The sequence below is a fragment of the Ruegeria sp. K7 genome, from assembly GCF_056531785.1.
This window is the reverse complement of record NZ_JBQFMJ010000013.1, coordinates 120,523-141,943: the sequence shown is the minus strand read 5'-3', so window position 1 is coordinate 141,943 and position 21,421 is coordinate 120,523. Positions and strand designations below refer to the sequence as shown.

The 21,421-nt window shown below is 57.9% G+C and carries 19 protein-coding genes; 5 read left to right on the top strand and 14 right to left on the bottom strand.

Annotated features, from left to right (window positions below; genetic code table 11):
• Positions 1-158: 158 nt before the first annotated feature.
• Positions 159-1,214, top strand: coding sequence for a helix-turn-helix domain-containing protein (locus tag ACR0FE_RS18705; RefSeq protein ID WP_480914561.1), 1,056 nt, complete (start codon positions 159-161; stop codon positions 1,212-1,214).
• A gap of 31 nt (positions 1,215-1,245) precedes the next feature.
• Here ACR0FE_RS18705 and ACR0FE_RS18700 read toward each other — a convergent pair whose 3' ends face one another.
• The 3 genes from ACR0FE_RS18700 to ACR0FE_RS18690 all read right to left on the bottom strand — a co-directional run bounded on the left by ACR0FE_RS18700 (position 1,246) and on the right by ACR0FE_RS18690 (position 4,424).
• Positions 1,246-3,042: a C1 family peptidase gene (locus ACR0FE_RS18700; protein WP_480914559.1), complete on the bottom strand. Its 1,797-nt coding sequence runs from the start codon at positions 3,040-3,042 to the stop codon at positions 1,246-1,248.
• A 164-nt stretch (positions 3,043-3,206) separates the two neighbouring features.
• Positions 3,207-3,368, bottom strand: a complete 162-nt coding sequence (locus tag ACR0FE_RS18695) for a hypothetical protein (protein WP_480914557.1) — start codon at positions 3,366-3,368, stop codon at positions 3,207-3,209.
• Between the two features lie 30 nt (positions 3,369-3,398).
• Entirely contained in the window at positions 3,399-4,424 is a 1,026-nt protein-coding gene (locus ACR0FE_RS18690; RefSeq protein WP_480914555.1) for a zinc ABC transporter substrate-binding protein, read from the bottom strand.
• 57 nt (positions 4,425-4,481) lie between these two features.
• Between ACR0FE_RS18690 and ACR0FE_RS18685 the strand changes: the two genes are divergently transcribed.
• From ACR0FE_RS18685 to ACR0FE_RS18670, 4 genes are all read left to right on the top strand, one after another.
• The gene (locus tag ACR0FE_RS18685; RefSeq protein WP_170613938.1) at positions 4,482-4,994 is read left to right on the top strand and encodes a transcriptional repressor; all 513 of its coding nucleotides are present in this window, start codon (positions 4,482-4,484) and stop codon (positions 4,992-4,994) included.
• Positions 4,991-5,725, top strand: coding sequence for a metal ABC transporter ATP-binding protein (locus tag ACR0FE_RS18680; RefSeq protein ID WP_170682418.1), 735 nt, complete (start codon positions 4,991-4,993; stop codon positions 5,723-5,725). Before ACR0FE_RS18685 ends, ACR0FE_RS18680 begins: the two co-directional genes overlap by 4 nt.
• A complete protein-coding gene (locus tag ACR0FE_RS18675; protein WP_170613936.1) occupies positions 5,725-6,519 on the top strand; it encodes a metal ABC transporter permease in 795 nt (264 codons plus the stop codon). Before ACR0FE_RS18680 ends, ACR0FE_RS18675 begins: the two co-directional genes overlap by 1 nt.
• 149 nt (positions 6,520-6,668) lie before the next feature.
• A complete protein-coding gene (locus ACR0FE_RS18670) occupies positions 6,669-6,908 on the top strand; it encodes a hypothetical protein (RefSeq protein ID WP_170682419.1) in 240 nt (79 codons plus the stop codon).
• A gap of 108 nt (positions 6,909-7,016) precedes the next feature.
• Here the strand turns inward: ACR0FE_RS18670 and mtnA are convergent, their stop codons facing one another.
• From mtnA to ACR0FE_RS18615, 11 genes are all read right to left on the bottom strand, one after another.
• Positions 7,017-8,120, bottom strand: coding sequence for an S-methyl-5-thioribose-1-phosphate isomerase (gene mtnA / locus ACR0FE_RS18665; protein ID WP_480914553.1), 1,104 nt, complete (start codon positions 8,118-8,120; stop codon positions 7,017-7,019).
• A 144-nt stretch (positions 8,121-8,264) separates the two neighbouring features.
• Positions 8,265-9,251, bottom strand: coding sequence for a methylenetetrahydrofolate reductase (locus tag ACR0FE_RS18660; protein WP_170619776.1), 987 nt, complete (start codon positions 9,249-9,251; stop codon positions 8,265-8,267).
• Positions 9,248-9,823 carry a methylenetetrahydrofolate reductase C-terminal domain-containing protein gene (locus ACR0FE_RS18655; protein WP_170808163.1) on the bottom strand — a complete coding sequence of 192 codons (576 nt, stop codon included), beginning with the start codon at positions 9,821-9,823 and terminating at the stop codon, positions 9,248-9,250. The genes ACR0FE_RS18660 and ACR0FE_RS18655 overlap by 4 nt, the downstream gene beginning before the upstream one ends.
• Positions 9,824-10,017: 194 nt before the next feature.
• On the bottom strand, positions 10,018-10,527 hold the full coding sequence (locus ACR0FE_RS18650; RefSeq protein ID WP_480914550.1) for a hypothetical protein: 510 nt from the start codon (positions 10,525-10,527) through the stop codon (positions 10,018-10,020).
• Positions 10,520-13,318: a 2Fe-2S iron-sulfur cluster-binding protein gene (locus tag ACR0FE_RS18645; protein WP_480914548.1), complete on the bottom strand. Its 2,799-nt coding sequence runs from the start codon at positions 13,316-13,318 to the stop codon at positions 10,520-10,522. The genes ACR0FE_RS18650 and ACR0FE_RS18645 overlap by 8 nt, the downstream gene beginning before the upstream one ends.
• Positions 13,315-13,581, bottom strand: coding sequence for a sarcosine oxidase subunit delta (locus ACR0FE_RS18640; RefSeq protein WP_480914547.1), 267 nt, complete (start codon positions 13,579-13,581; stop codon positions 13,315-13,317). Before ACR0FE_RS18640 ends, ACR0FE_RS18645 begins: the two co-directional genes overlap by 4 nt.
• Positions 13,582-13,590: 9 nt before the next feature.
• The gene (locus ACR0FE_RS18635) at positions 13,591-14,841 is read right to left on the bottom strand and encodes a sarcosine oxidase subunit beta family protein (RefSeq protein WP_480914545.1); all 1,251 of its coding nucleotides are present in this window, start codon (positions 14,839-14,841) and stop codon (positions 13,591-13,593) included.
• A complete protein-coding gene (locus ACR0FE_RS18630) occupies positions 14,838-15,512 on the bottom strand; it encodes a TetR/AcrR family transcriptional regulator (protein ID WP_170613928.1) in 675 nt (224 codons plus the stop codon). The genes ACR0FE_RS18635 and ACR0FE_RS18630 overlap by 4 nt, the downstream gene beginning before the upstream one ends.
• Positions 15,513-17,063 (bottom strand): trimethylamine methyltransferase family protein, encoded by a 1,551-nt coding sequence (locus ACR0FE_RS18625; RefSeq protein ID WP_480914544.1) that lies wholly within the window; start codon positions 17,061-17,063, stop codon positions 15,513-15,515.
• 4 nt (positions 17,064-17,067) lie between these two features.
• Entirely contained in the window at positions 17,068-19,470 is a 2,403-nt protein-coding gene (locus ACR0FE_RS18620; protein WP_480914542.1) for a GcvT family protein, read from the bottom strand.
• Between the two features lie 151 nt (positions 19,471-19,621).
• Positions 19,622-21,352, bottom strand: a complete 1,731-nt coding sequence (locus ACR0FE_RS18615) for a hypothetical protein (RefSeq protein WP_480914540.1) — start codon at positions 21,350-21,352, stop codon at positions 19,622-19,624.
• Positions 21,353-21,421: the final 69 nt, after the last annotated feature.

The window sequence follows — 21,421 nt, the reverse complement described above, 5'->3', positions numbered from 1 at the left end:
GAAACCTCATCTGCACATGCCCTCCAATGTCAGAATACGAAGAAGCCGCTGAGTGAAAGATAAAACCCCTCGCCGGAAACATCCGGCGGGGGCACCATTTAGCCACCTCCGCAGCCACACTCCGGTGCACAAATTGAAAGCAGGTCACTGTTATTGAGATGAAGCACTATATCCCTAAAAACGCCAGCAGCGAACTGGCTGAGCCGGCCGCGCTCAAGGCCCTGAAGGTCCATGAAGTTGACGTTTTCGTAAAGGAAACGGGTGCACTGCCATCCACCGATATGATCGTCGAATTCTACGACGCGTTGAACGATCTGATCGAGGGGCACTCCTACAAGGTAAACATCCGGCGTGTCGCCGTTGAAAGCGCGGGGACACCCTTGTACTGGGCCGGACGGACCGCGATTTTCTGGGGCGATATTCACAAAAACTGGAAACTCTCCTCGCGCGAGCGCAACTGGACCTCGCAGGTGTTTAGCCTGGCACCAAGAACAATTCTGGTTGGCGGCGCCGTTCTGCTGCTGGCGCAGATGGGACGGGCCGACAAAACAGACGCCGCTGTCCATTCAAACTTTGTTGCCGCAGCGCAGGAAAACGGGTTGCAGCAATGCGGAACCGATACACATCTTGCTTCGACAGGTCGCATGCACAGTGCTTCGACCCGGCTCAGCTCACTGCGGCTGATGTCGGATTTCGTGTCGCTTGATCACGGGGCCTACATTGCGGAATCCCTGCGCGACTATATCGGTCTGACGGAGTCGGGACCACAATACCAAAGCCAACTGGCCATCCGGCTTATACAACGGTCGGGCGCAGACCCACTGGTCAGGCAGGCCGTGGACACCATGTTGACCCACATTGAAGAGCCGCTGAAAATCCCTGATATCTCGACCGTACTGGGTACGTCGACCCGGCAGCTTCAGCGAAGGTTTCTGAGCAAAACAGGAACCAAGCTGCTATGCACGTACAGGGCGCTGAGGCTGGAGCGTGCAAACAGCCTGCTGCGCAATACGGACATGTCATTGCGAGAAATATCTGCCGCGACCGGGTTTTCGTCGATCACGTCCCTGGGTCGGTCCTTTCGGACAATGTACAACAACACTCCGGAAAAGGTCCGGGAACAGCGGTTCTCCGGATGCCTGCCTGGACCGGTGAAACAACACAGTTCAGGTGCCACCGCATTGGCCCAGTTTCCGTCCTCGGTCGCTTATTGAACTGACGTCAGCGTTCTAAGCAGAGCGCATGTCAGTAACCGACAAGGTCGCTGGGCTGGAACCCATTCGCAGGTGACGGTTTTTTCCCAAGCACATTTTTGAGAATATCGTTCATTGTCTGGCGATCATTGTCGAATCCGCCATGGGTGTGACTGTCCGTTATAGATGATGCACGCCCGGCAAAGTGCACTTTGTAGCCCTTCTTCCCAGGAACCTTTTTACCAAACTTGTCCATGCCCAGGATCGGCATTTCCTTTTGGTCTTCAAATGCATTGGACACGAAATACAGCAGAGATTTCCGATAGGGCCCGACACTGTCATCCTGTTCGCGCTGATCGATCAGGTTATACTGCCAAAGGTTTGTGACACCGCTGGCTACTCCGGCTTTGCGTATTCTAGGGTGATAGCTTTTCTTGAACAGATCAACGGTGCAGGCCGGAGCCATCAGGGAACATGATTCAATCGGGGTGTTGAGCGGGTTCATTTTGTCCATGGCATCCAGCATATGCGCCAGAAGTATCGAGCCCGCGCTGTGACCCACAAAATGGATCTGAAGGGGTTTGGACCGCTGCGCGTTGCCCTTTAGAAGTGCCTTGACAGCTTTACGCCCGCCGCCCCCGGCCCTAAAGCTTTCCCGGGCGTCCCATTTCATGTCGCGCCATACAGCTGTTCCCGGTTTGCGGACAAAGGATTCCAGGGCGGTATCGAAGAAATCCGACAGGCCGCCGACCCGAGCCTCGGCCCTACTGCGCGACGAAAAGACGACATCTGTGAGCGATTCAAAAAAACCGGTCTCCCACATGAAATGGATGGGGTAAATTCCGTTGCGCTTGAATACTTCCTTCATTTTCCGGACGCGATTGGCCGAGGCGTTGGCGTTGTTCAGGCCGCCATGCGCGTAGAACAGCAGATGTTCGTACCCACGCTCAGCCGTAGCGGCTTCGTCGGACAGAAAGTCCGCAGTCTCCTGTATGGTCGTCATCGGTGTCGGGTATTTCCCAGTTTCCCTAAGCTGACCGTCATCGAGATGGATGATGTGTCCGATGATGTCTTCGTGCCGGGGCGCGCGGACTTCCTGTGAACCGAACAGGGTTCGAGATTGAGGTGAAGGATTGCTGACTGTCAGGTCAAAGGCGTCCGGCGTCGGAACCGCCAGGCGCAACACCCAGGCATCCATAATGGTGGCGGACCAGTCTTCATACTTCCACAGGGCAATTCCCGGACGGCCATTGAATCCGCCCCAGTCCTCGCCCCATGAATTCTGGATCAGGAACCCGCGTTCATTATAGCCGACGATGATGAAGGCGTGTCCGCCCTCGCTGAAATATGAGGGTTCGATTTCGCCATCCGCCGGATTTCGCCATCCCCGGTGAATCCGCGCGGACACGTAGATGACGCCAACCTCATTCAAAGCGGCGTGGTAGTCGATAATTTCTGGGCGCATGCGATAATATGCGCCCAGTCCAAGGTTGCGGGCCTCTTTGGCGTGCTCAACAGTCAGATGCCAGCCGGAGTCACCATCCTGGTACGGTGCGGTTTCGTCGCTGCAGACGCCGTTGTGGTAGAACCCTTTCAAGGCCGCACGGATGCTGGACCCTTCGTAGTCTTCCCCGGGCCATTCATCGTTGATTTTGGCCATCTCGTACAGCATGCGTGCACTGGCCATCGGGACCTGTGCGGACGGATCGATCCGTGCGTGGCGCTGCCGGTTCATCAGGGTGATCGCACTGGACAGGGCAAACCCGGTACAAGCCCCTTCCCGTCCCTGATCCCGTATGGGGCTTAGATCGGGATGCGGCGGATCCATCGTCAGGCGAAGCTGTCGCAATGTTGGCTTATATGCTCTGTCCCGCAGGTCAGTCATATCCCTGTGAGCGTTCAGCACCCGGTTACCAAGCCGCGGGGCCGCAGCAAGCGCTTTTGGCAAGCTGGACTTTCCGCCAGACTTTGACTTCCGCGATTTTGTGGGACGTTTGCTCATGACTTTTCCTCTCAAAAAACAAATGAATGCCGGGACAGCGGTAAATACTCGTTATCAATGAGAGAAGTGTAGCCGAGGAGTTGCTGCGCGAAAAGCGTTGCGCTGAAAATCGGCGGATTCAAATCAATCCGCCGGTCAACCGAACGGTTTCCTTGCGAGGTTTCGGCCTGCACTCCGATTTCAGCGGAATGCAGGCCGGATGGTCAAAGGCAATCCGAGAGGGTGGTTGCAAGATTACGAAGAAGTTGAGGATAAAACGATGGACCCGGTTCGATATTTGCACCGATCGGGTCGCTGACGCCGGTATTGGCCTCGGTCCCGTCCAGAACCGTCTGGACCAGTTTGGGGTCGTACTGAGGTTCGGCAAGGACACAGTCGATGCCCTCCGCACGAATACGGCCCTGAATCTCGGCGATCCGTGCCGGGCTGGGATCGGAGGCATCAGAAAGCGAAATTGCCCCGGCGGCCGGAATATCGAAGGCAACTTCGAAATATTGGTAGGCATCATGGAAGACAATGAACTCTTTCCCGCGCGCCGGTTCCAATATCTCGTTGATCTCGGTTTTCAGGGCTTCGATTTCTTCCCGTGCCGCCGCAGCGTTCGAGAAATAGGCACTTGCATTGTCCGGATCAGAGGCTGAGAGCTTCCCGGCGATCAGGTTCAGCCAGATTGCCGCGTTCTCGGGTGACAACCAGACATGAGTGTCGTGTGACCCATGATCGTGTTCAGCATGTTCGTCGTGATCGTGGTCGTCATGATCTTTTTCTTCGGCATGATCGTCATCATGTTCATCATGGTTTTCATGATCATTGTGGTCATCGTGATCGTGATTGTCCGAGTCGGCATGTGCTTCATGGTCATGCGCCTCGAACAACGCGCTCTCGCGAAGCTCCAGTTCGACCGTGCCCTCAGCCTCCATCAGGGATGTCACATCTGCGTTTTCCGAAAGCGTTTCGATTGCCCCTTCCAACCAGGGTGTCAGGTCTTCTCCGACCCAAAACACCAAGTCCGCGTCTTGCAGTGCAGCGGCGTCCGAAGGGCGCAGGGAGTATTCGTGCGGCGAAGCTCCGGGTTGAACAATCAGAACCGGGCTGCCGACACCATCCATTACCCGCGCGACCAGTGAATGCACGGGCGCGATATCAACTGCGACATTCGGTGTATCAGCCCACGCCACACTTCCAAACAAGGTTGCGCTGATGGACAGGGAAAGAAGCTTTCTGGACATGGGGTTCCCTATGTGATTTTATAACATTAATCGCTCAATTATACGATATGTAATAACATGACAAGTGACTTGCAGAACCGCGAGGAAGCCGTCAGCGTCGGGTTCGAACAGCATGACCATTCGGCCTGCGTTACCGACGCGATTGCGTCGGCAGATGCGCGTTGTGAGAAAGAGAACCTTCGCTTTACACCCGTTCGACGCAAGGTGTTGCAAGTGCTGCTGGAAGACCACAAGGCGCTTGGCGCCTATGCGATCCTTGAAAGGCTGCGCGAGGCAGGTTTCGGATCTCAACCACCGGTCGCGTATCGTGCGCTGGATTTTCTGGTTGAGCATGGATTCGTTCACAAAATCGAACGACTGAACGCGTTCGTTGCCTGCGCCCATCCCGGCGAAGCGCACGCCCCTGCCTTCATGATCTGCCGAAACTGCGAAATAGTCGCCGAGGCACAATCCACCCCCGAAAAAGGGGCATTGGGAGAAGCTGCCAAGACATCCGGATTCCGGATTGAACGTACCATCATCGAAGTAGAAGGCCTGTGCCCGACCTGCGTTGGGAAAGAAAATTCATGAGTCTCGCAACCATTGAAGGCCTCAGCATCCGCTACGGCGCAAAAACCGTGCTGCGCGATGTGAACCTGTCGATAAATCCGGGTGAGATCGTCACGATAGTCGGGCCAAACGGATCTGGAAAGACAAGCCTGCTGCGGTCCCTGATCGGGGCGACGCGTGCTTCGACTGGCCGTGTACGGCTGAAACCCGGGCTGAGGCTGGGTTATGTGCCGCAGCGGCTGCATATCGACCCTACGCTTCCGATCACGGTGGAACGGTTCATGCGTCTTCCGGGCGCGGTTGATCGATCGGCCTGCAGACAAGCGCTGAAACGTGCGGGCGTTCCCGATCTTTCGGGGCAGCAAATGTCACAACTGTCCGGTGGGCAGTTCCAGCGCGTCCTGCTGGCGCGGGCCTTGCTGAACCAGCCCGAGTTGCTGTTGCTGGACGAGGCGACCCAGGGGCTCGATCAACCGGGTTCTGCAGCGTTTTATCAACAGATCGAAGCCACCCGTGCCGAGACCGGATGCGCCGTACTGATGATCAGCCACGATCTACACGTGGTCATGAGCGCCTCGGACCGTGTCATATGCCTGAACGGCCACGTCTGTTGCGAAGGTACGCCTGCAACGGTGGCAACCGCGCCGGAATACCGGGCCCTGTTCGGTTCGGGGACAGGTGGTGCACTGGCACTGTATCGCCATGACCACGACCATGGTCATGATCACGCTTCGAAGGAGGCTGCCGAGTAATGCTGGATGATTTTTTGACGCGCGCCACGCTGGCCGGGGTTGGTGTAGCGTGCGCAGCGGCACCTTTGGGTTCTTTTGTGGTCTGGCGGCGCATGGCCTATTTCGGCGATGCAACCGCCCATGCCGCAATTCTGGGGGTTGCCTTGTCCCTTTCTTTTCAGGTGTCGATCTTTGCAGGCGCGACTGCCGTTGCGCTTCTACTGGCGCTGACTGTGACGTTCCTGTCCGGGCGCGGATACACGATGGACACCTTGTTGGGGGTACTGGCCCATTCCGCACTTGCCTTCGGTCTGGTCGCAGTTTCGTTTCTGTCAGGGGTGCGAATAGACCTGATGGCCTATCTGTTTGGCGATATTTTGGCCGTATCACGCGGTGATCTGGCTGTGATCTGGGGCGGTGCGGCGCTGGTTGTTCTGTTGATTTCGTGGCGCTGGTCGGCATTGCTGACGGCGACCCTCAACACCGATCTGGCTTATGCAAGCGGTATTGACCCAAGACGAGAGCAGTTGTTTCTCACGCTGGCGCTGGCTGTCACGGTTGCAGTTGCCATCAAGGTTGTTGGCGTGTTGCTTATCGGCGCAATGCTGATCATCCCTTCGGCAGCAGCCCGGCCTCTGGCCCGTACGCCTGAAAGCATGGCGGTGATAGCTGCCGTGATCGGCACCTTATCGGTTATTGGGGGGCTACGCGCTGCCTTGGAATTCGATACGCCTGCCGGGCCAACAATCGTTTGTGTGGCTGCCTTGCTCTTCGCGGCAACAAGCGTGACGAACATGGTGAACAGGGCAAACTAACCTCGGTTCATACACTGTCAAAACGTAATGTGGGTGGCAGGATATGAACGGAAAGTAGGCTTTCCGGGCATATATCAGCGCATAACTCGACGTCCTCCGGGAATTTCGTTGCCCAAATTTTGCCGCATTGTTAGAAATGTGCAAAAGGGGTGCAAAGCCCGGAGGCAAAAATCGAGCAGAAAGTCAAAAAATCGCGGCGTTTGGTGCCGGAATCCCTGGTAGGGAAACGTGAGGGCCTGTTTTTTCTTTGGGCAGAGCTTGAGCGGGCACGTATCCGGGCGGCAAGGGCGCAGGAAGCCGCCCCTCACCAGGCCAAAGCGAATGGCATCAGCACAGGCAAAGCTCAGGCGTTTCATCCATTCCACGTGGATGAATTCATTTTCTTCTAAAGCCTGAATTTCGCCTTCGATAGCATCTAGCCCGCCATAGTTAGGCGGGCTGCAAGTGCACCAGCGTTTCGCTAAATAACTATTTGATCTGTTCTGTGCCGTGCCAGATCAGGCAGCGCCGCGCTGCATCTCGGGGAACCCCGCTGCCAGACTTTCCTCTGAAGCTTCGAATACGCCACGTTCAGTGATCAGCCCCGTGACAAGCCGCGCGGGTGTGACGTCGAACGCAAAATCCATGCCTTCTGTTCCGTCAGGTGTCACCTGCACCGAAGAAATCTCGTTCGCATCGTCCCTGCCCCAGATATGCGTAACTTCGCGCGGATCGCGTTTCTCGATCGGGATTTCGCGAACGCCGTCACTGACCGTCCAGTCAATGGTCGGCGACGGCAGAGCCACATAGAAAGGCACATTGTTGTCATGGGCGGCCAACGCCTTGAGATAGGTTCCGATTTTGTTGCAGACATCGCCGCGGCGGGTGGTCCGGTCGGTGCCGACAATGACCACGTCGACCTGCCCGTGCTGCATCAGGTGCCCGCCTGCGTTGTCGACAATATAGGTGTGCGGCACGCCGTGGTTGCCCAGTTCCCATGATGTCAGTGCACCCTGGTTGCGCGGCCGGGTTTCATCGGCCCACACATGGATGGGAATACCCGCATCAAAGGCGTGATACATCGGGCTGGTGGCGGTGCCCCAATCAACCGTCGCCAACCAGCCGGCGTTGCAGTGGGTCAGCAGGCGGACCGGTTCGCCTTCGGGCTTCTTCGCTGCAATGTCGCGGATCAGTTCAAGTCCGTGGACACCGATCATCCGATTGATCTCGACATCTTCGTCCGCAATGTCATGGGCCATTTGCAATGCCGCTGCCGCCCGGTCAGACGGGGCCAACTGACGCATAGCCGTACGGCACCGGTCCAACGCCCACCGAAGGTTGATCGCGGTCGGTCGTGTGGCGTGCAGCGTTTCCCAGGCCTGATCCATTGCCGCATCCGATGGGTCCAGCCGCATTTGCAGCGCCATGCCGTATGCGGCGGTCGCTCCGATCAAAGGCGCGCCACGCACGCTCATTTCCACGATTGCGGTGCAAAAGGCATCCATCGTGTCGACAGGCCGGATCACCAGCTTGTGCGGCAGCCATCGCTGATCAATGATCTCCAGCACATCCTTTTCTGTGTTGAACCAGAGCGAGCGGTAATGCTTGCCGTCAATTTTCATGATTCAGACCTTCCATTGAATTAGACCGCCAAAGGCGAACGCAGCCAGCGCCGCTGTCTTTCGGTTTTGTTGTTCAATACTCTAATGATATTCAAATTCTTTGCCACAATCCAAGTTTGCTGCGCTTGGACGCGGGCGCTTGTGTCATCGGTTGGTCCTGCGGCGGGCGTGCAGAACTCCGGCTTCGCGGATGATATCGGCAACCATATGTTCGCGTCGATAAGCCATGACATGCGCCCCCGCGACGCCCCTGATCTGCTGTACCTGCTGAAGCAGTTCAATGCAGATCCTTTTGCCTTCCTCGCTGGGATTGTCCGCTTTTTCAAGCCGTTCGATGACCGCGTCCGGGATATGAATCCCGGGCACGTTGTTGCGCATCCAACGGGCCGCTCGTGCCGATGCCAGCGGGCCGACCCCCGCCAGAATGAACACTTTCTTGTCCAATCCTTCGTCCCGGACACGAGACATGAAAGATTCGAACAACGGCATGTCGAAAATGTAGTTGGTCTGGATGAAATCCGCCCCGGCAGTGATCTTTTTGGCCAATCGGTTTGGACGCCATTCATACGGGGGAATACATGGGTTCTCGGCTGCGCCCAGAAACATCTGCGGCGGCGCGGTTATTTTGCGCCCCGACAGAAATGTTCCGTTGTCCCGCATCGAGCGGATGGTGCGCAGCAACGTCAGCGAATCAAAGTCAAAAACCGGTTTCGCGCCGGGCTGATCCCCTGCACCGACCCCGTCGCCCGTCAGGCAAAGGACGTTGCTGACACCAAGCGCGGCAGCGCCCAGCACATCGCCTTGAATTGCGATACGGTTACGATCACGGCAGGAGATCTGATAGACGGGCGAGTACCCGGCCCGTGTCAGCAACGCGGATATGCCGATCGAGGACATGTGGCAGTTGGCACCCGAAGCATCCGTTGCGTTGATGGCGTCGGCAACCTCGCTGAGCGGCTGGGCGGCATCGTAGACATCGGACGGATCGGCGCTGTCAGGAGGGTTCAATTCGGCCGTGACGGCAAACCGGCCAGACCGCAGGACTTTTTCCAGACGACTGTGTGAGACAAATCCTTCCGGAAGTGCGGAACGGGATGAATGAGTGTCCAGCGCTTCGATATGACCAGTCATTTCTTACCGCTCCCGATATTTTCGGGTTCCTGCGCCAAAGGTGCGGCAACCGGCTCCATCGACCGGGCCTCGGGGAAGGACTGCGCCAGGGCTTGTTTGGCCATGTCACGTTGATCCCGCGCACGCATTGCTTTTTCCCGACTGACACGCAGCCAGGATGATGTTCCCTGCAAGGTGTGCTCGACCGGAGGCAAAACCTCATTGATCTGTGCCGCACCGCTGCTCATCCGGCTCGCACCGTTCCAGGCCAAGGCCCAGACGCATTTCATGTCCGGTTTCACTTCGCAGTATTCACCGGGCCGAACACCGCCACAGGGACCGTTGCGCAACTGTTTCGGGCAATTCATGGGGCAAGACATACCGGTTGATGACAAAACGCATTGACCGCACATGCGGCAATCAAACAGCAGCGATTTCACACCCCGTTCAACCAGCGCAACAGGTTTTTCCACCCGGTGATATCCGATCCGGTCGAACAGCGGGTCAAGCGCAACCATCGCCCTTTCCACGTATTTGTAAATTTTTTCAAATGTACCCGAATGCCGGACCGAAAATAGACGAAGGCGATACATGTTCCTGGCCCTCCTGCGGAATCTGGCGGGTCAGATAGCGGAATGCCCACCGAGCCCGATAAACCCCTCTGACTTAACGGTTCCTGCTTGGGGAAGCCAAGTCAAGCCAAACGTGGGTTTTTGCCCCACTCGCTGATCAACCGAACGACCATTCATCTGCCCGAAACGGGCCTTCGCTCGCGACACAGATACTGTCAGAAAGCATTGGCCGCTTTGGTAAGAAACTCACACAAAGCGTGGTCGTGTGCATTTGCGATATGCAGGCGAAACCGGGTTTCCGATTGAACGCGGTAAAGAGTGACCTCGAACCCGAAAAATCGACGGACCGCGCTTTTTGATGGCTGATCAAACCGGATTTCGGTTCCGCGCTGTAGCAACTCCATCGCCCCCGGCCCACTCAGGTCAAAAACCGAATAGGCGTGCGAAACGTCAGAAACAGCCATGTTCTGTTCTTCGTGCCAGCCTTCCTGTCGGTCTGGTCCGTTGACCTCAAGCAATCTGTCGCGACGCAAGGCGATGGTGTAGACGTCATCTGCCACGACATCAGGCCAGCCGGTGCACGGGGGCACCGACCGCGATGCAAGGTCGAGGCCGGACATCAGGGTCTGGCGTTCGAGATGCACTCGGGACATAGCGGTTGACCCCAAATCAATCTCTTGCCCGTATTGCCCAGCGGGGGCCCATTTATTCCGGTCGTCACGCATTCAGGCGCTCTCCTTCCGGGTCGTAGAAGCAAGGCGCACACAACGTCGCCTTGCGACGCTGGCCGTCGTGCCAGATGTCAATCATTTCGCCTGTTCGTTCTGCACCGCTTTCCATCAACCCCAATGCAATCGGCGCGCCGACACTTGGACTGTCATAGCTTGATGTTACGTAACCCAGCGAGCGGGGTGGTGTGTCACCAGTCACCATATGCGCGCCGGTCGGAATGGCCGGTTCGCCCGCCGGAACGGTCAGGCCGACCAGTGTCTTGCGGTCCAAACGGTTGGCCGTGGCGGTGTGAAGGCTGCGGTCCCCGACAAATGGGGTTTTCTTCTTTTCCCGGGGGATGGAATAACCCAGATCGTGCGGCATGGTCTCTCCATCCGTGTCCTTGCCGATCATGATATAGCCTTTTTCGGCTCGCAGGACCGAGATTGCCTCGATGCCGACAGGGGCGGCGCCGAAAGGCGCAGCCGCCTCAACTGCGGCCTGCCACAGGCTGCGCCCAGACGATGCAGGGACCGAGATTTCATAGCTGAGGTCGCCGGTAAAACTGACACGTGACACCCGAACAGAGGCATCATTGAAGCTCCCTTCGCGAAATGTCATGTGAGGGAACGCCTGAGCGGACAGATCAATGCCCAGATCGAGAACCGTCAGGATTTCCCGGGCTTTGGGCCCGGTGACCGTAACCGTGACATATTGATGGGTCATGTCGTGCACAAAAATACGATCGGGGTCGTTGCCATCCTGACGCCAGGATTCCAGGTGCATGCGCACGCTGTCCACGTGGCTGGACGAGCAGGAAATCACAAACCGGTTCTGATCCAACCGCGAGATCACCCCGTCATCATAAACGATGCCGCCTTCGGTCAGCATGAATCCGTAGCGGATTGCACCGGGTTTGAGTGTTTTGATGGTGTTATAAAAGATGAAATTCACAAAGGCTTCGGCATCCGGGCCCATCACCTCGATCTTACCCAAGGGAGAGCCATCGAGAATGCCCGCGCTCTCGCGTGTGCGCACTGCCTCGGCACGGATCAACTGTTCCGGCGTTCCGTTGCCGTACCATCCCGGGCGTAGCCACCCGCCATATTCACAAAGCGCCGCGTCAAGCGCGCGGTGCTGCGGTTCCAGCGGCAAGCGTTTCAGCGGATTGCAAAGTTCGTTGGTTCGCGCCCCATGGTAGGTCTCTATCGGGACAGGCACAAAAGGGGGACGGAAGGTTGTGGTGCCAACCTCGGGGATTGGCCGGTCCTGAATGGCTGCCATGGCCGCAAGCCCGGCCATGTTTGATGTCTTGCCCTGATCGGACGCCATCCCAAGTGTCGTGTAGCGTTTCAGATGCTCGACCGAGACAAAGTTTTCGCGGGCGGCAAGTTCCACGTCTTTGAGCGTGACATCATGCTGAAAATCGATCCACTGGCGCCCTTTCGAGCCGGGTGTTGGCCACAACGGGTTAAGGATAATAGTGGTGTCCGGACGTGTTGTAGTTTCGCCCCGACCGGCCGCACTTGCCTCATCCAGCGCTGCGCTCAGATCGTAGGTGCCGTTGGCCGCGCCGATCGCGATCATCCCGCCAGGTGCGGCGCCAGGCAGGAAGGTCTGCCGCGTGGCGCACCAATCCAGTTTACCCCCAGCGTGCCGCCACAGATGCACCAGCGGCGTCAACCCGCCTGAGCTCAGCACGGTATCGACCGGGTAGGTTCTGTCACCTGCAAAGATTGATTTCAGAGACTTGCCGCCAGAAACTTTGACCGGTCCCGTCGAAGGGTCGATTTGGACGACACGCGCCCCGGTGTCCTTGAGCTTGGCAATGATCGGATCGGCCAATGAGTGATTGCTGAGAACCGCAACCTCCCGCCCGGCCAGAACACCATACCGCGCAAGATACTCGGCCGCGCCCATCAGCGACATCACGCCCGGCCGGTCATTGTTGGCAAACGTTATCGGCCGGTCCAAAGCCCCGCTGGCCAGAATGACGCGCCCTGCCCTCATCCGCCATAGGCGCGGAGCGGTGCCGAAAGGGCCGTTTTCAACCAGCCCAACCAAACCGTGGTCATAGACCCCAAAAGCTGTGGTCGATGTCAGGATGCGCCCGCCTGCCAACTCGATGGCTATTCTTTGCGATGTAACCCATTCTGCCGGCGCCCCGGATTCAATCGCCTCGAACTGATAGGCGCTGCCGCCGGTTTCCGGATGATCATCTACCAGAACGACGTCCTGCCCGGCCTCAGCGGCAGTGCGGGCAGCGACCAGCCCTGCCGGGCCCGCGCCCACAACCAGCGTGTCGCAATGCGCATGAGTTTTGTCCGAGGAATAGCCGTCGAAAACGTCCGTCGACACTGCGCCCAATCCGGCCATTTTCCGGATCGATGGTTCAAACAGATGCCAGTCGGGCCAGATGAAGGTTTTGTAGTAGAACCCGGCAGACAGCCAACGGTGAAAGAAATCAAGGCCGCCCTTGATATCGAACTGTGCAGTGGGCCAGGCATTGACCGCGCGGACCTGCATCCCCTCCTCAAGAGGCGTGGTTGTGGCCAGGCAATTGGGCAGTTCCCGGCCGTTCAGGGTAACTGTCATGATCGCGTTGGGCTCATCCACCCAGGCGCTCCAGACACCGCGCGGACGATGGTACTTGAAACTGCGCCCCATCACACGCACGCCGCTGGCCATCAGCGCCGAAGCCACGGTGTCGCCAGCAAATCCCTGATAGGGTTTGCCATCGAATGTGAAATTCAGCGGCCGGGTCCGATCAATCAGCCCGCCCGAAGTAGTGCGAAATGACGTCATGGCGCGACCTTTCTGAGAGGGGTCGAGCCAAGGACATCCATCGTCACACTGTCACGCTCCAACAGGAACACTTCGGCGCAGGTTGTGTGCATCCAGATTTCCCGGACCACTCCCTTATCGTTGCGGTGCATGTGCAGATAGTCGGCCCATTCCGCATCGGAAACCGCGCCGCTGGTATCCGGGCGGGTTTTTCCCGCCTCGGCTGCAAAGTGAAATTCGCGCTCGTCCCGAGGACCGCAAAAGGGACAGGGAAAAATCTGCAATTCAACCTCCTAATGCGGAATGCCAGAGGCCGCGCTTTCATCCACAAGCGCGCCTGTCGCGAAACGGCTGATGTCAAAGGGGCGGCTGATCTCGTGATGGCTGCCCGTGGCCATCAGATGTGCCAGCAGATATCCGCCCGCCGGGATCGCCTTGAAGCCGCCGGTACCCCAGCCGCAATTGAGATAGATGCCATCCACGCCCGACGGCCCGATTATCGGAGAACTGTCGGGCGTCACGTCGACGATCCCGGCCCAATGGCGCAGAAGCTTCACCTTGGCCAAGGCCGGCATCATCTCGGCCAGCCCGCCCAAAACGACTTCCTGCATCGGCAGGTTACCGCGTTGACCGTAGGACGGCACTCGGTCCAGCCCGCCGCCGACCACCAGCCCGCCTTTGTCGGATTGGCTGACATAAGTTCCCAGTGCCGGGCACAACACGACGGTATCCAGAACCGGTTTCAACGGCTCGGAGACAAACGCCTGCAGCGCATAGGAATGTATGGGCAACTTGTACCCGGCAAGTTGCCCCAGAACAGACGAATGCCCTGCCACAGAAGCGCCAATCACGCCCGTGCGCACTTCACCCAATGACGTCTGCACACCGACGCAGCGCCCGGCTTCCATCACAAAGCCTTGCACTTCGCAGTTCTGAATGATGTCCACGCCCAATTGGTCGGCCGCGCGCGCATATCCCCAGGCAACCGCGTCGTGCCGACCGGTTCCGCCACGCGGCTGATTGACACCACCATGAATCGGAAAACGCGCATCGTCCCGGAAGTTCAGAACAGGAACCCGCTTGCGGATCTCTTCCCGGCTCAGCAGCTCGGCATCTATGCCATTCAGACGCATGGCGTTGTACTGCCGCGCAGCCATTTCCATATCGTGCTCGGTATGGGCGGTGACAAGCATACCGCGTTGCGAGAACATGACATTGTAGTTCAGCTCTTTGGACAGGCCTTCGTACAACCGGACCGAAAAATCATAAAGCGCGGCGCTTTCGGGATAAAAGTAGTTGGAGCGGATCGCGGTGGTGTTTCGGCCGGTATTGCCGCCGCCAAGCCAGCCTTTTTCAAGTACGGCGACATTGGTCATCCCGTGGTTTTTGGCAAGATAGTAGGCGGTTGCCAACCCGTGCCCGCCACCGCCGATGATCACCGCATCATAGGCTGGTTTCAGCGTGGCAGACCGCCAGGCTTTGGCCCAGCCTTTCTGACCGCGCAAACCTTCGCGAAAAACCTGAAATGCCGAATACCGCGTCATTCTTTCTTATCCATTGCCAGTGAATAGGCCACGAAACTCTGAATCAACTCAGCTGAAGGTTCCTTTCCGGTAAAACCCTTCAGGAACCCTTCGATCCGGCTGACCCGCACCTCCATAGTTTCGCGCATTTCTGCCGCGTGATATCCGATCTGCATGAAATACAGGATGCGGGCCCGCGCATCTGCGTCGCCTGCGTCGTAGCCGTGGCGCGCGTACATTTCGGTTATGGCGTCCAGTCGGGTTTTATCGGCGGCGTCGATCAGAGCATTGACCTGATCGTCCCGGCGCGCCCATTCCCGCACCGCAAAATCCAGCCCCTGATCGAACAGATCCGAGGTCACAAAGCAGCGGAAGAAATTGCAAACCGCAGCACAGATATCTGGCGCGGGTTTTGCGCAGTGGGTTACAATCGTTTGCGTGTTCCGCGCCTCCCACTCCTCCAGAAGCTTTGCCAGAAGATCGGCCCTGTCCTCGAAGTACCAGTAAAAGCTGGACCGCGAGACCCCAAGCCGACGGGCCAGAGACAGTATCTTCAGCTCGGCAACACCTTCGTGAACCAGAACGTCACGCGACAGGTTCAGCCAGTCTTCACGCGTGACCTTGATGTTTCCGACCAGCGGGTCCTTTTCCGGGTCATCCCGGTTCAAAATGGGTTGGGCACGCTTGTTCATTCAACTCTCCGGCGGTGCACCGCCTTCCGCCGTGCGCTTTGCGATGAACTGTTTCAGGTTTTCGACCCGTGCACCATCCAAATCCGGTCTTTTGTCTGCAGCAAGAATATCTTTCCAGACCTTGGTCGCCCGCACCGAGGCGTCAACTGAGCCGCGTTCGCTCCAAGTCCCGAAATTGGCATAGTCGTGCACAATCGGTTCATAGAATTCGGTGTTGTAACGCTCCATTGTCTGCGGCGCGGCAAAGAAGTGTCCACAGGGTTCTACCTGCGACAGTGCCGAATCCAGTCCGATTTCATCGGCCCCCGCCGCGCGCCCGGCGCAAAGTTCGGCCACCATGTTCAGAACCTCGGCGTCGGTGATGAGTTTTTCGTAGGAAACACTGAGCCCACCTTCGAGCCATCCTGCGGAATGAATGATCACCGTTGCCCCGGCCATCAGGCATCCCCACAGGCCAAACTGGTTTTCGTTTGCCGCCTGCACGTCGTTCAGATTGGACGCTGAACCGGCAGCGGAACGCCAAGGCAAACCTATGAAACGCGCCAGCTGCCCGGCCGCGAGCGAGGCGTGAAAATGCGCAGGTGTCCCAAAGGCGGGCGCCCCGGATTTCATGTCGACATTGGACGTGAACGTGCCGTAGCAGACCGGCGCACCCGGACGGGCCAGCTGGGTCAGCGTGATCGCCGCCAGCGCCTCGGCATGGCTGAGCGTAATCGCCCCGGCCACCGTGATCGGAGCCATCGCCCCCATCAGCGTGAAGGGCGTGACAATCGAAAGTTGCCCGTGTCGGGCAAAATCGATCAGGCCCTGCGCCATCGGGATGTCGAGTGTACGGGGACTATTGGTGTTAATGATCGTGTATGCATGTGGCGTGGCAAGGAATTCATCGTCCGACAGACCCCGAAAGTTCCTCAGCATCTCAAAATTGTCCATTGCCTGCGGTGTGCCACGGGAAAACAGGAACGGAAACTTGTCTGACAGCGTCAGTTGAACTTCGGTCGTGAAATAGTGCCGCAGATGGGTCGGCACATCCTGAGGTTCGACCGAGGGTGATAGCATCTGAAACACATCGAAGTGATGGTTGATCTGCGTGTATTCCCTGTAGTCCCGCGCCGAACCCGCACGCCGCCCCCGTTCGAGGTCGGTCGCGTTGGGTGCCCCTGCCCCGGCTTGAAATACAAGGCTGCCAAGCTCCAGTGTCACATCCCGGTGTCGCGCCCCCGCGCGGCAGGTGATGGACTTTGGCGCCGTTGCCAGCGCCGCGTCGACCATGTCGCGTCCGATATTCACCATTTCGGTGTCCTCATCGACGCGGGCACCGCCTTTCGCGAAAATAGCCCGGGCCTCGGGCAACAGAACTTTTATGCCCAGCTCTTCCAGCAATCGCAGGGCAGTTGCGTGCATGTTCGCAATCTCATCTGCCGAAAACACGTCCATCGCCGGAAACGGGTTTTTGAGCTGGCGGTAGTTCACATCGCGCGCCGGGGTCCTGACGGTCTCGCCGCCGCGTCCCCTGCGCCTGCCACCCGGGCTGTTGTTTTCTGGGTTCATCGCATCACCCTCTCATCGCCAGACCTTGGGGATCATAGGGCGATGCGGCAATCACACGCGCCGTTTTTTCAACGCCCACCGCGTGGATCTGCAACTTGGTCCCTTCCTCGGCACATTCCCGATCCACCATGGCCATTGCCAGCGATTTCCGTACTGTGTGCCCGTATCCACCCGATGTGACAAAGCCCACGCGCCTGCCATCTTTCCAAACAGGTTCATAACCGCTGGCATCCGCATCCTGACTGTCGATCTCAACCGTGACGATGACCTGATCCGGTGTGGCCGTGCGTTCCGCTTCGGCCGCGGACTTTCCGATGAACGATTTGGACCAGTCGATCCAGCGATCCATTCCCGTTTGCGCGGGCGTGTACGCCTGCGTAAACTCGGCCGACCAGATGCCAAAACTCTTTTCCAGCCGCAGTGACAGCAACGCGTTGAAACCAACTTCACGTATGCCCAGATCCGCTCCGGCCTTCAGAAGGGTTTTTCGCAGAGCGATGTGTTCAGCCGCTCGACAGTGGATTTCGTATCCCAGCTCTCCCGCTACTGAAAGTCGGCCGACTTTGGCGCGGATCAGTCCGATATCGAACGTACCGCACCCCATAAACCGAAGGTCGCCGATAGGGCCAACCGTCAGTTTTTCCAGAACCTTGCGGCTGTTTGGCCCCGACAGGCTGAACCCAACAATATCATCGGCAATGTCGCGGATCGTGACACCATCGGTCAGGTAGGTATTGAACCAGCGCATGTGCCATTCGCGCAGGTAGTAGCTGCCCATGATCCACCATGTGCCGTCGCCCCAGTTGAAGACTGTCAAATCACCTTTCAGCTTGCCTTCGGGGGACAGCATTGGGGCCAGTCTTGCCCGTCCGGGTCCAGGCAACTTGCTGGCCATCAGATTGTCCAGCCAGGCTTCTGCATTGGGACCCGAGATTTCGAAACGCGAGAATCCGGAGATGTCCAGCAGCCCGACGGTTTCTCGAACGGCTTTACACTCCTCGGCCACGAGATCGAATGCGTTGGATCGTTTTAGGGTTGGTGTTTCTGCAAAATCCTTGGCGGGGGCGAAGTACAGCGGAACCTCAAGTCCCCAACTGGCGCCCCACTGGCAGCCCGCTTCGGTCATGTCCGAATAGGCAGGCGCCATTTTCAGCGGCCGGCCGGCCGGCAATTGTTCGTTCGGATAGGTCATCACAAACCGCCGGGTGTAAAACTGACCGGTGGTTTCCTTGATGTATTGTTTGTTCTCGGCAAATGGCCCGTAGCGCGCGACATCCATGCCAAAGACATCCGCCTCGGGCTCGCCATGGATCATCCATTCGGCCAGCGACTTCCCGACGCCGCCGCCTTGCAGAAAACCTGCCATCACCGCGCAGGCACACCAGTAGCCGGGCTTGCCGCGCACCGGACCGACCAGGGGGTTGCCGTCCGGTGAAAAGGTAAAGGCGCCGTTCACCCATGTTTTGACGCCCACATGCTGAAGATCCGGGAAACGCTCAAAACCCAGCGTCAGTTCTTTTTCAATCCGATCCGGGTCCTCCTGCTGCAACTCGAATCCGTATTCCCAGGGCGCGCCGTCCATCATCCAGTGTTCGTGATCGATCTCGTAAATGCCCAGCAGGATGCCGTTCTGATCCTGCCGCATGTAAGTAAAGCCCTCGAGATCCACGACCAACGGCAGTTCTCGTTCCAGCTTCTCGACGGCCGGGATCGTGTCGGAGATCAGGTAATGATGGTTCAGCGGCGAGACCGGCAGTTCGATACCGGCCATGCGACCCACCTGCTTGGCCCACAGGCCCGCGGCGTTGACAACATGTTCGGCGTGGATCGTCCCCTTTTCGGTCACAACCTCCCATCCGCCCTGGGTCTGGTTCAATTCCAGAACTCGGTTGTGTTCTATGACTTCTGCACCGTGCTTCCTGGCCGCGCCCGCATAGGCATGGACCGTGCCGGTGGTGTCGATATATCCTTCGCGCTCGGCCCACATGCCGCCCAGAATCCCGTGATCGGACATGATCGGGCACAGTTCTTTGGCCTCTTTGGGCGACACGAGACGCACGTCGTCGATGCCGATGGCCTGAAATGTCCGATACGCCGATTGCAACCATTCCCATCGGTCGGGTGTTCCGGCCAGGGTGAGGCCACCAGTCATGTGCATCCCGACGGATTGTCCGGATTCCTTTTCGATTTCGGACAGCAGGTCGATCGTATAGGCCTGCAATGCAGCGATATTAGGGTCCGCATTCAGGGCGTGAAAGCCGCCTGCGGCGTGCCAGCTTGAGCCCGCGGTCAAAATGTTCCGCTCGATCAGACAGACATCTTTCCAGCCGAATTTGGCCAGATGGTACAAAACAGACGCGCCGACAACGCCGCCACCAATAACGACCGCACGATAGTGTGACTTCATCGGTCCATTTCCTTCCCTGAGTGCTTTTAATCCGGACAGGCACAGTACTGTTCATAACTGTCCATTAGAGAACAGCATCAATAGACAGCTCTGTCCAGTGTTTTCTGCAAGGTACCCTTCGGGCACAAGCCCGCTTAAACTCGGACGCGGCCTAGTAGGATACCTTCAGGGTGTCACCGGTGATCACAAATGTCGGTGAATTGCCATCTATGGCATTTCCAACGAATTGCGCCACATCCAGTTCAGCCATGTTCGGAGCCTGAAGAACGGGGTATTCAACCCCGTTTTTCAGACCATGGCCGCGAGGGAAGGAAAAAACCAACGTTACCGGGGAACGATTTACGTTTACGGCCCCGGAAACACTGAGCGTTGTGGGGTTCGTACCAAGCTGGACCTTCAGTATGCCATTGGTCAAATCCAGTTGTCCGATACCAAGACCGCCATCATGTCCGCTGAGGTCGAGCACGCCATTGCCGATCAACTGAACCGTTGCCGAGCCTCCGGTAGATTTGTCGGAAAACAGGACCTGACCACCATCGCCGCCGCGCGCCCCGGCATAAGCAATCAAAGTGGCACTGGCTGCGGTGCCCACATCCGTGAACGAGGTATATCCGCCCTCCTGACCCGGTTCATTGCCGCCCAGATTGTGAAAGATCGCAGTTTCTGCGGTCGGTGGAAGATTTGGCGCGCCGGTGCCGTAGGAAGATTCAAATATCGTATAGCCGCCAGCCTGCCCGGGGTGGTTCCAGATAGTCGCCCTGCCGGCACTGGAAAAGAATTCGTTCGGGGGTTTGATTGAAAAGATCGTATGCCCCGCGCCCGAGCTGCGGTTTACGGCACTTCCGAAATTCACAATGGTTGCGTTGGCGGCTGTGGCATAACCGTAGCGCGCTGTGAATTCGGTATGCCCGCCGCCTCCGGGCCAGTCTTTTGTTGCACCATAGTTGATATAGGTCCCGTCGCCCGCCGATGCGCCGGGATTGTCCATCGCCGGATAGTTGGAGTTGTTGTTGAAGCTGGTCACGCCGCCATGCGCACCGTCGATTGTAGCCGGGTAGTTGTTGAACTTTCCCTGCCCACCCGTCGCGCAGCCGTCAAAGGCAACGTCACCGCCATTGGCCCCGTGCCAGTCCGCATCAACTGCGGTGCCGCCAAAATTCAGGTAGGTCGCCTGTCCGGCTGTCGAATAGTCGTAAAACTGCGTGTTGCCGCCATCACCGCCCGGGACAGTGCCACCGTGATTGATGAAAGTGCCCCGATCCGCTGATGCCGCCTGATGAAACACGGCATTGGCAAAGGTATCCCCGTCACTGCCCAGTGTTCCAAAAATCGAAAAGGTTGCGGTTCCCGCGCGGGCACGTTCGCTGAATTTCACTGTGCCACCAAGACTGCTGTTTCTGTCCGGAGGGGGCACTTTCCCGGTTCTGAGCGTGAAGTACGCGGCCCCGGCATCGGCGTCGTCATGAAAGGCGATCGTGCCGCCCCCGTAGGTCGTTTCCAGCGACGGAGGGCCTGCGTAAAAACTGACCGGCCCCTCGCCAGCGGATGCAGAACCGGTGAACTTCAGCTGAGGTTGGTTGTAGGTTCCAAAGGACGCCACGATGAAGCTTTGGGTATTGAGCGATTGATTGACGATGCCGCGCCCGGTGATCGTCAGCGCGGGCTGCTTGGCAAGATCCCGGATTGTGAATGAATAGGCATCCGACTGTTCCGAAAATTCAAGACACTCGATCTGAGCCATTGAATCAGGAGTGAAGGTTATCGCGGTATGAGAGGATCCTCCGAACTGGGCGTTTGCCATCGGTATCTGATCTGTGTCCCAGTTGTTTGGATCGTTCCACTGATCTGAGGAGGGATTTGCTTTCCAATTTGCGCTCGTCATGACGAATTCCTCTTTGAACAAACAATAGGTCTTGGGCACGCTCCCGAGGGGCGGGTCAAAAGTAAAAGG

Coding starts and splice junctions, on each gene's coding strand:
- ACR0FE_RS18705 (WP_480914561.1), top strand. CDS start 159: ATGAAGCACTATATCCCTAAAAACGCCAGCAGCGAACTGGCTGAGCCG.
- ACR0FE_RS18690 (WP_480914555.1), bottom strand. CDS start 4,424: ATGTCCAGAAAGCTTCTTTCCCTGTCCATCAGCGCAACCTTGTTTGGA.
- ACR0FE_RS18685 (WP_170613938.1), top strand. CDS start 4,482: ATGACAAGTGACTTGCAGAACCGCGAGGAAGCCGTCAGCGTCGGGTTC.
- ACR0FE_RS18680 (WP_170682418.1), top strand. CDS start 4,991: ATGAGTCTCGCAACCATTGAAGGCCTCAGCATCCGCTACGGCGCAAAA.
- ACR0FE_RS18675 (WP_170613936.1), top strand. CDS start 5,725: ATGCTGGATGATTTTTTGACGCGCGCCACGCTGGCCGGGGTTGGTGTA.
- mtnA (WP_480914553.1), bottom strand. CDS start 8,120: ATGAAAATTGACGGCAAGCATTACCGCTCGCTCTGGTTCAACACAGAA.
- ACR0FE_RS18660 (WP_170619776.1), bottom strand. CDS start 9,251: ATGACTGGTCATATCGAAGCGCTGGACACTCATTCATCCCGTTCCGCA.
- ACR0FE_RS18655 (WP_170808163.1), bottom strand. CDS start 9,823: ATGTATCGCCTTCGTCTATTTTCGGTCCGGCATTCGGGTACATTTGAA.
- ACR0FE_RS18650 (WP_480914550.1), bottom strand. CDS start 10,527: ATGCGTGACGACCGGAATAAATGGGCCCCCGCTGGGCAATACGGGCAA.
- ACR0FE_RS18645 (WP_480914548.1), bottom strand. CDS start 13,318: ATGACGTCATTTCGCACTACTTCGGGCGGGCTGATTGATCGGACCCGG.
- ACR0FE_RS18635 (WP_480914545.1), bottom strand. CDS start 14,841: ATGACGCGGTATTCGGCATTTCAGGTTTTTCGCGAAGGTTTGCGCGGT.
- ACR0FE_RS18630 (WP_170613928.1), bottom strand. CDS start 15,512: ATGAACAAGCGTGCCCAACCCATTTTGAACCGGGATGACCCGGAAAAG.
- ACR0FE_RS18625 (WP_480914544.1), bottom strand. CDS start 17,063: ATGAACCCAGAAAACAACAGCCCGGGTGGCAGGCGCAGGGGACGCGGC.
- ACR0FE_RS18620 (WP_480914542.1), bottom strand. CDS start 19,470: ATGAAGTCACACTATCGTGCGGTCGTTATTGGTGGCGGCGTTGTCGGC.
- ACR0FE_RS18615 (WP_480914540.1), bottom strand. CDS start 21,352: ATGACGAGCGCAAATTGGAAAGCAAATCCCTCCTCAGATCAGTGGAAC.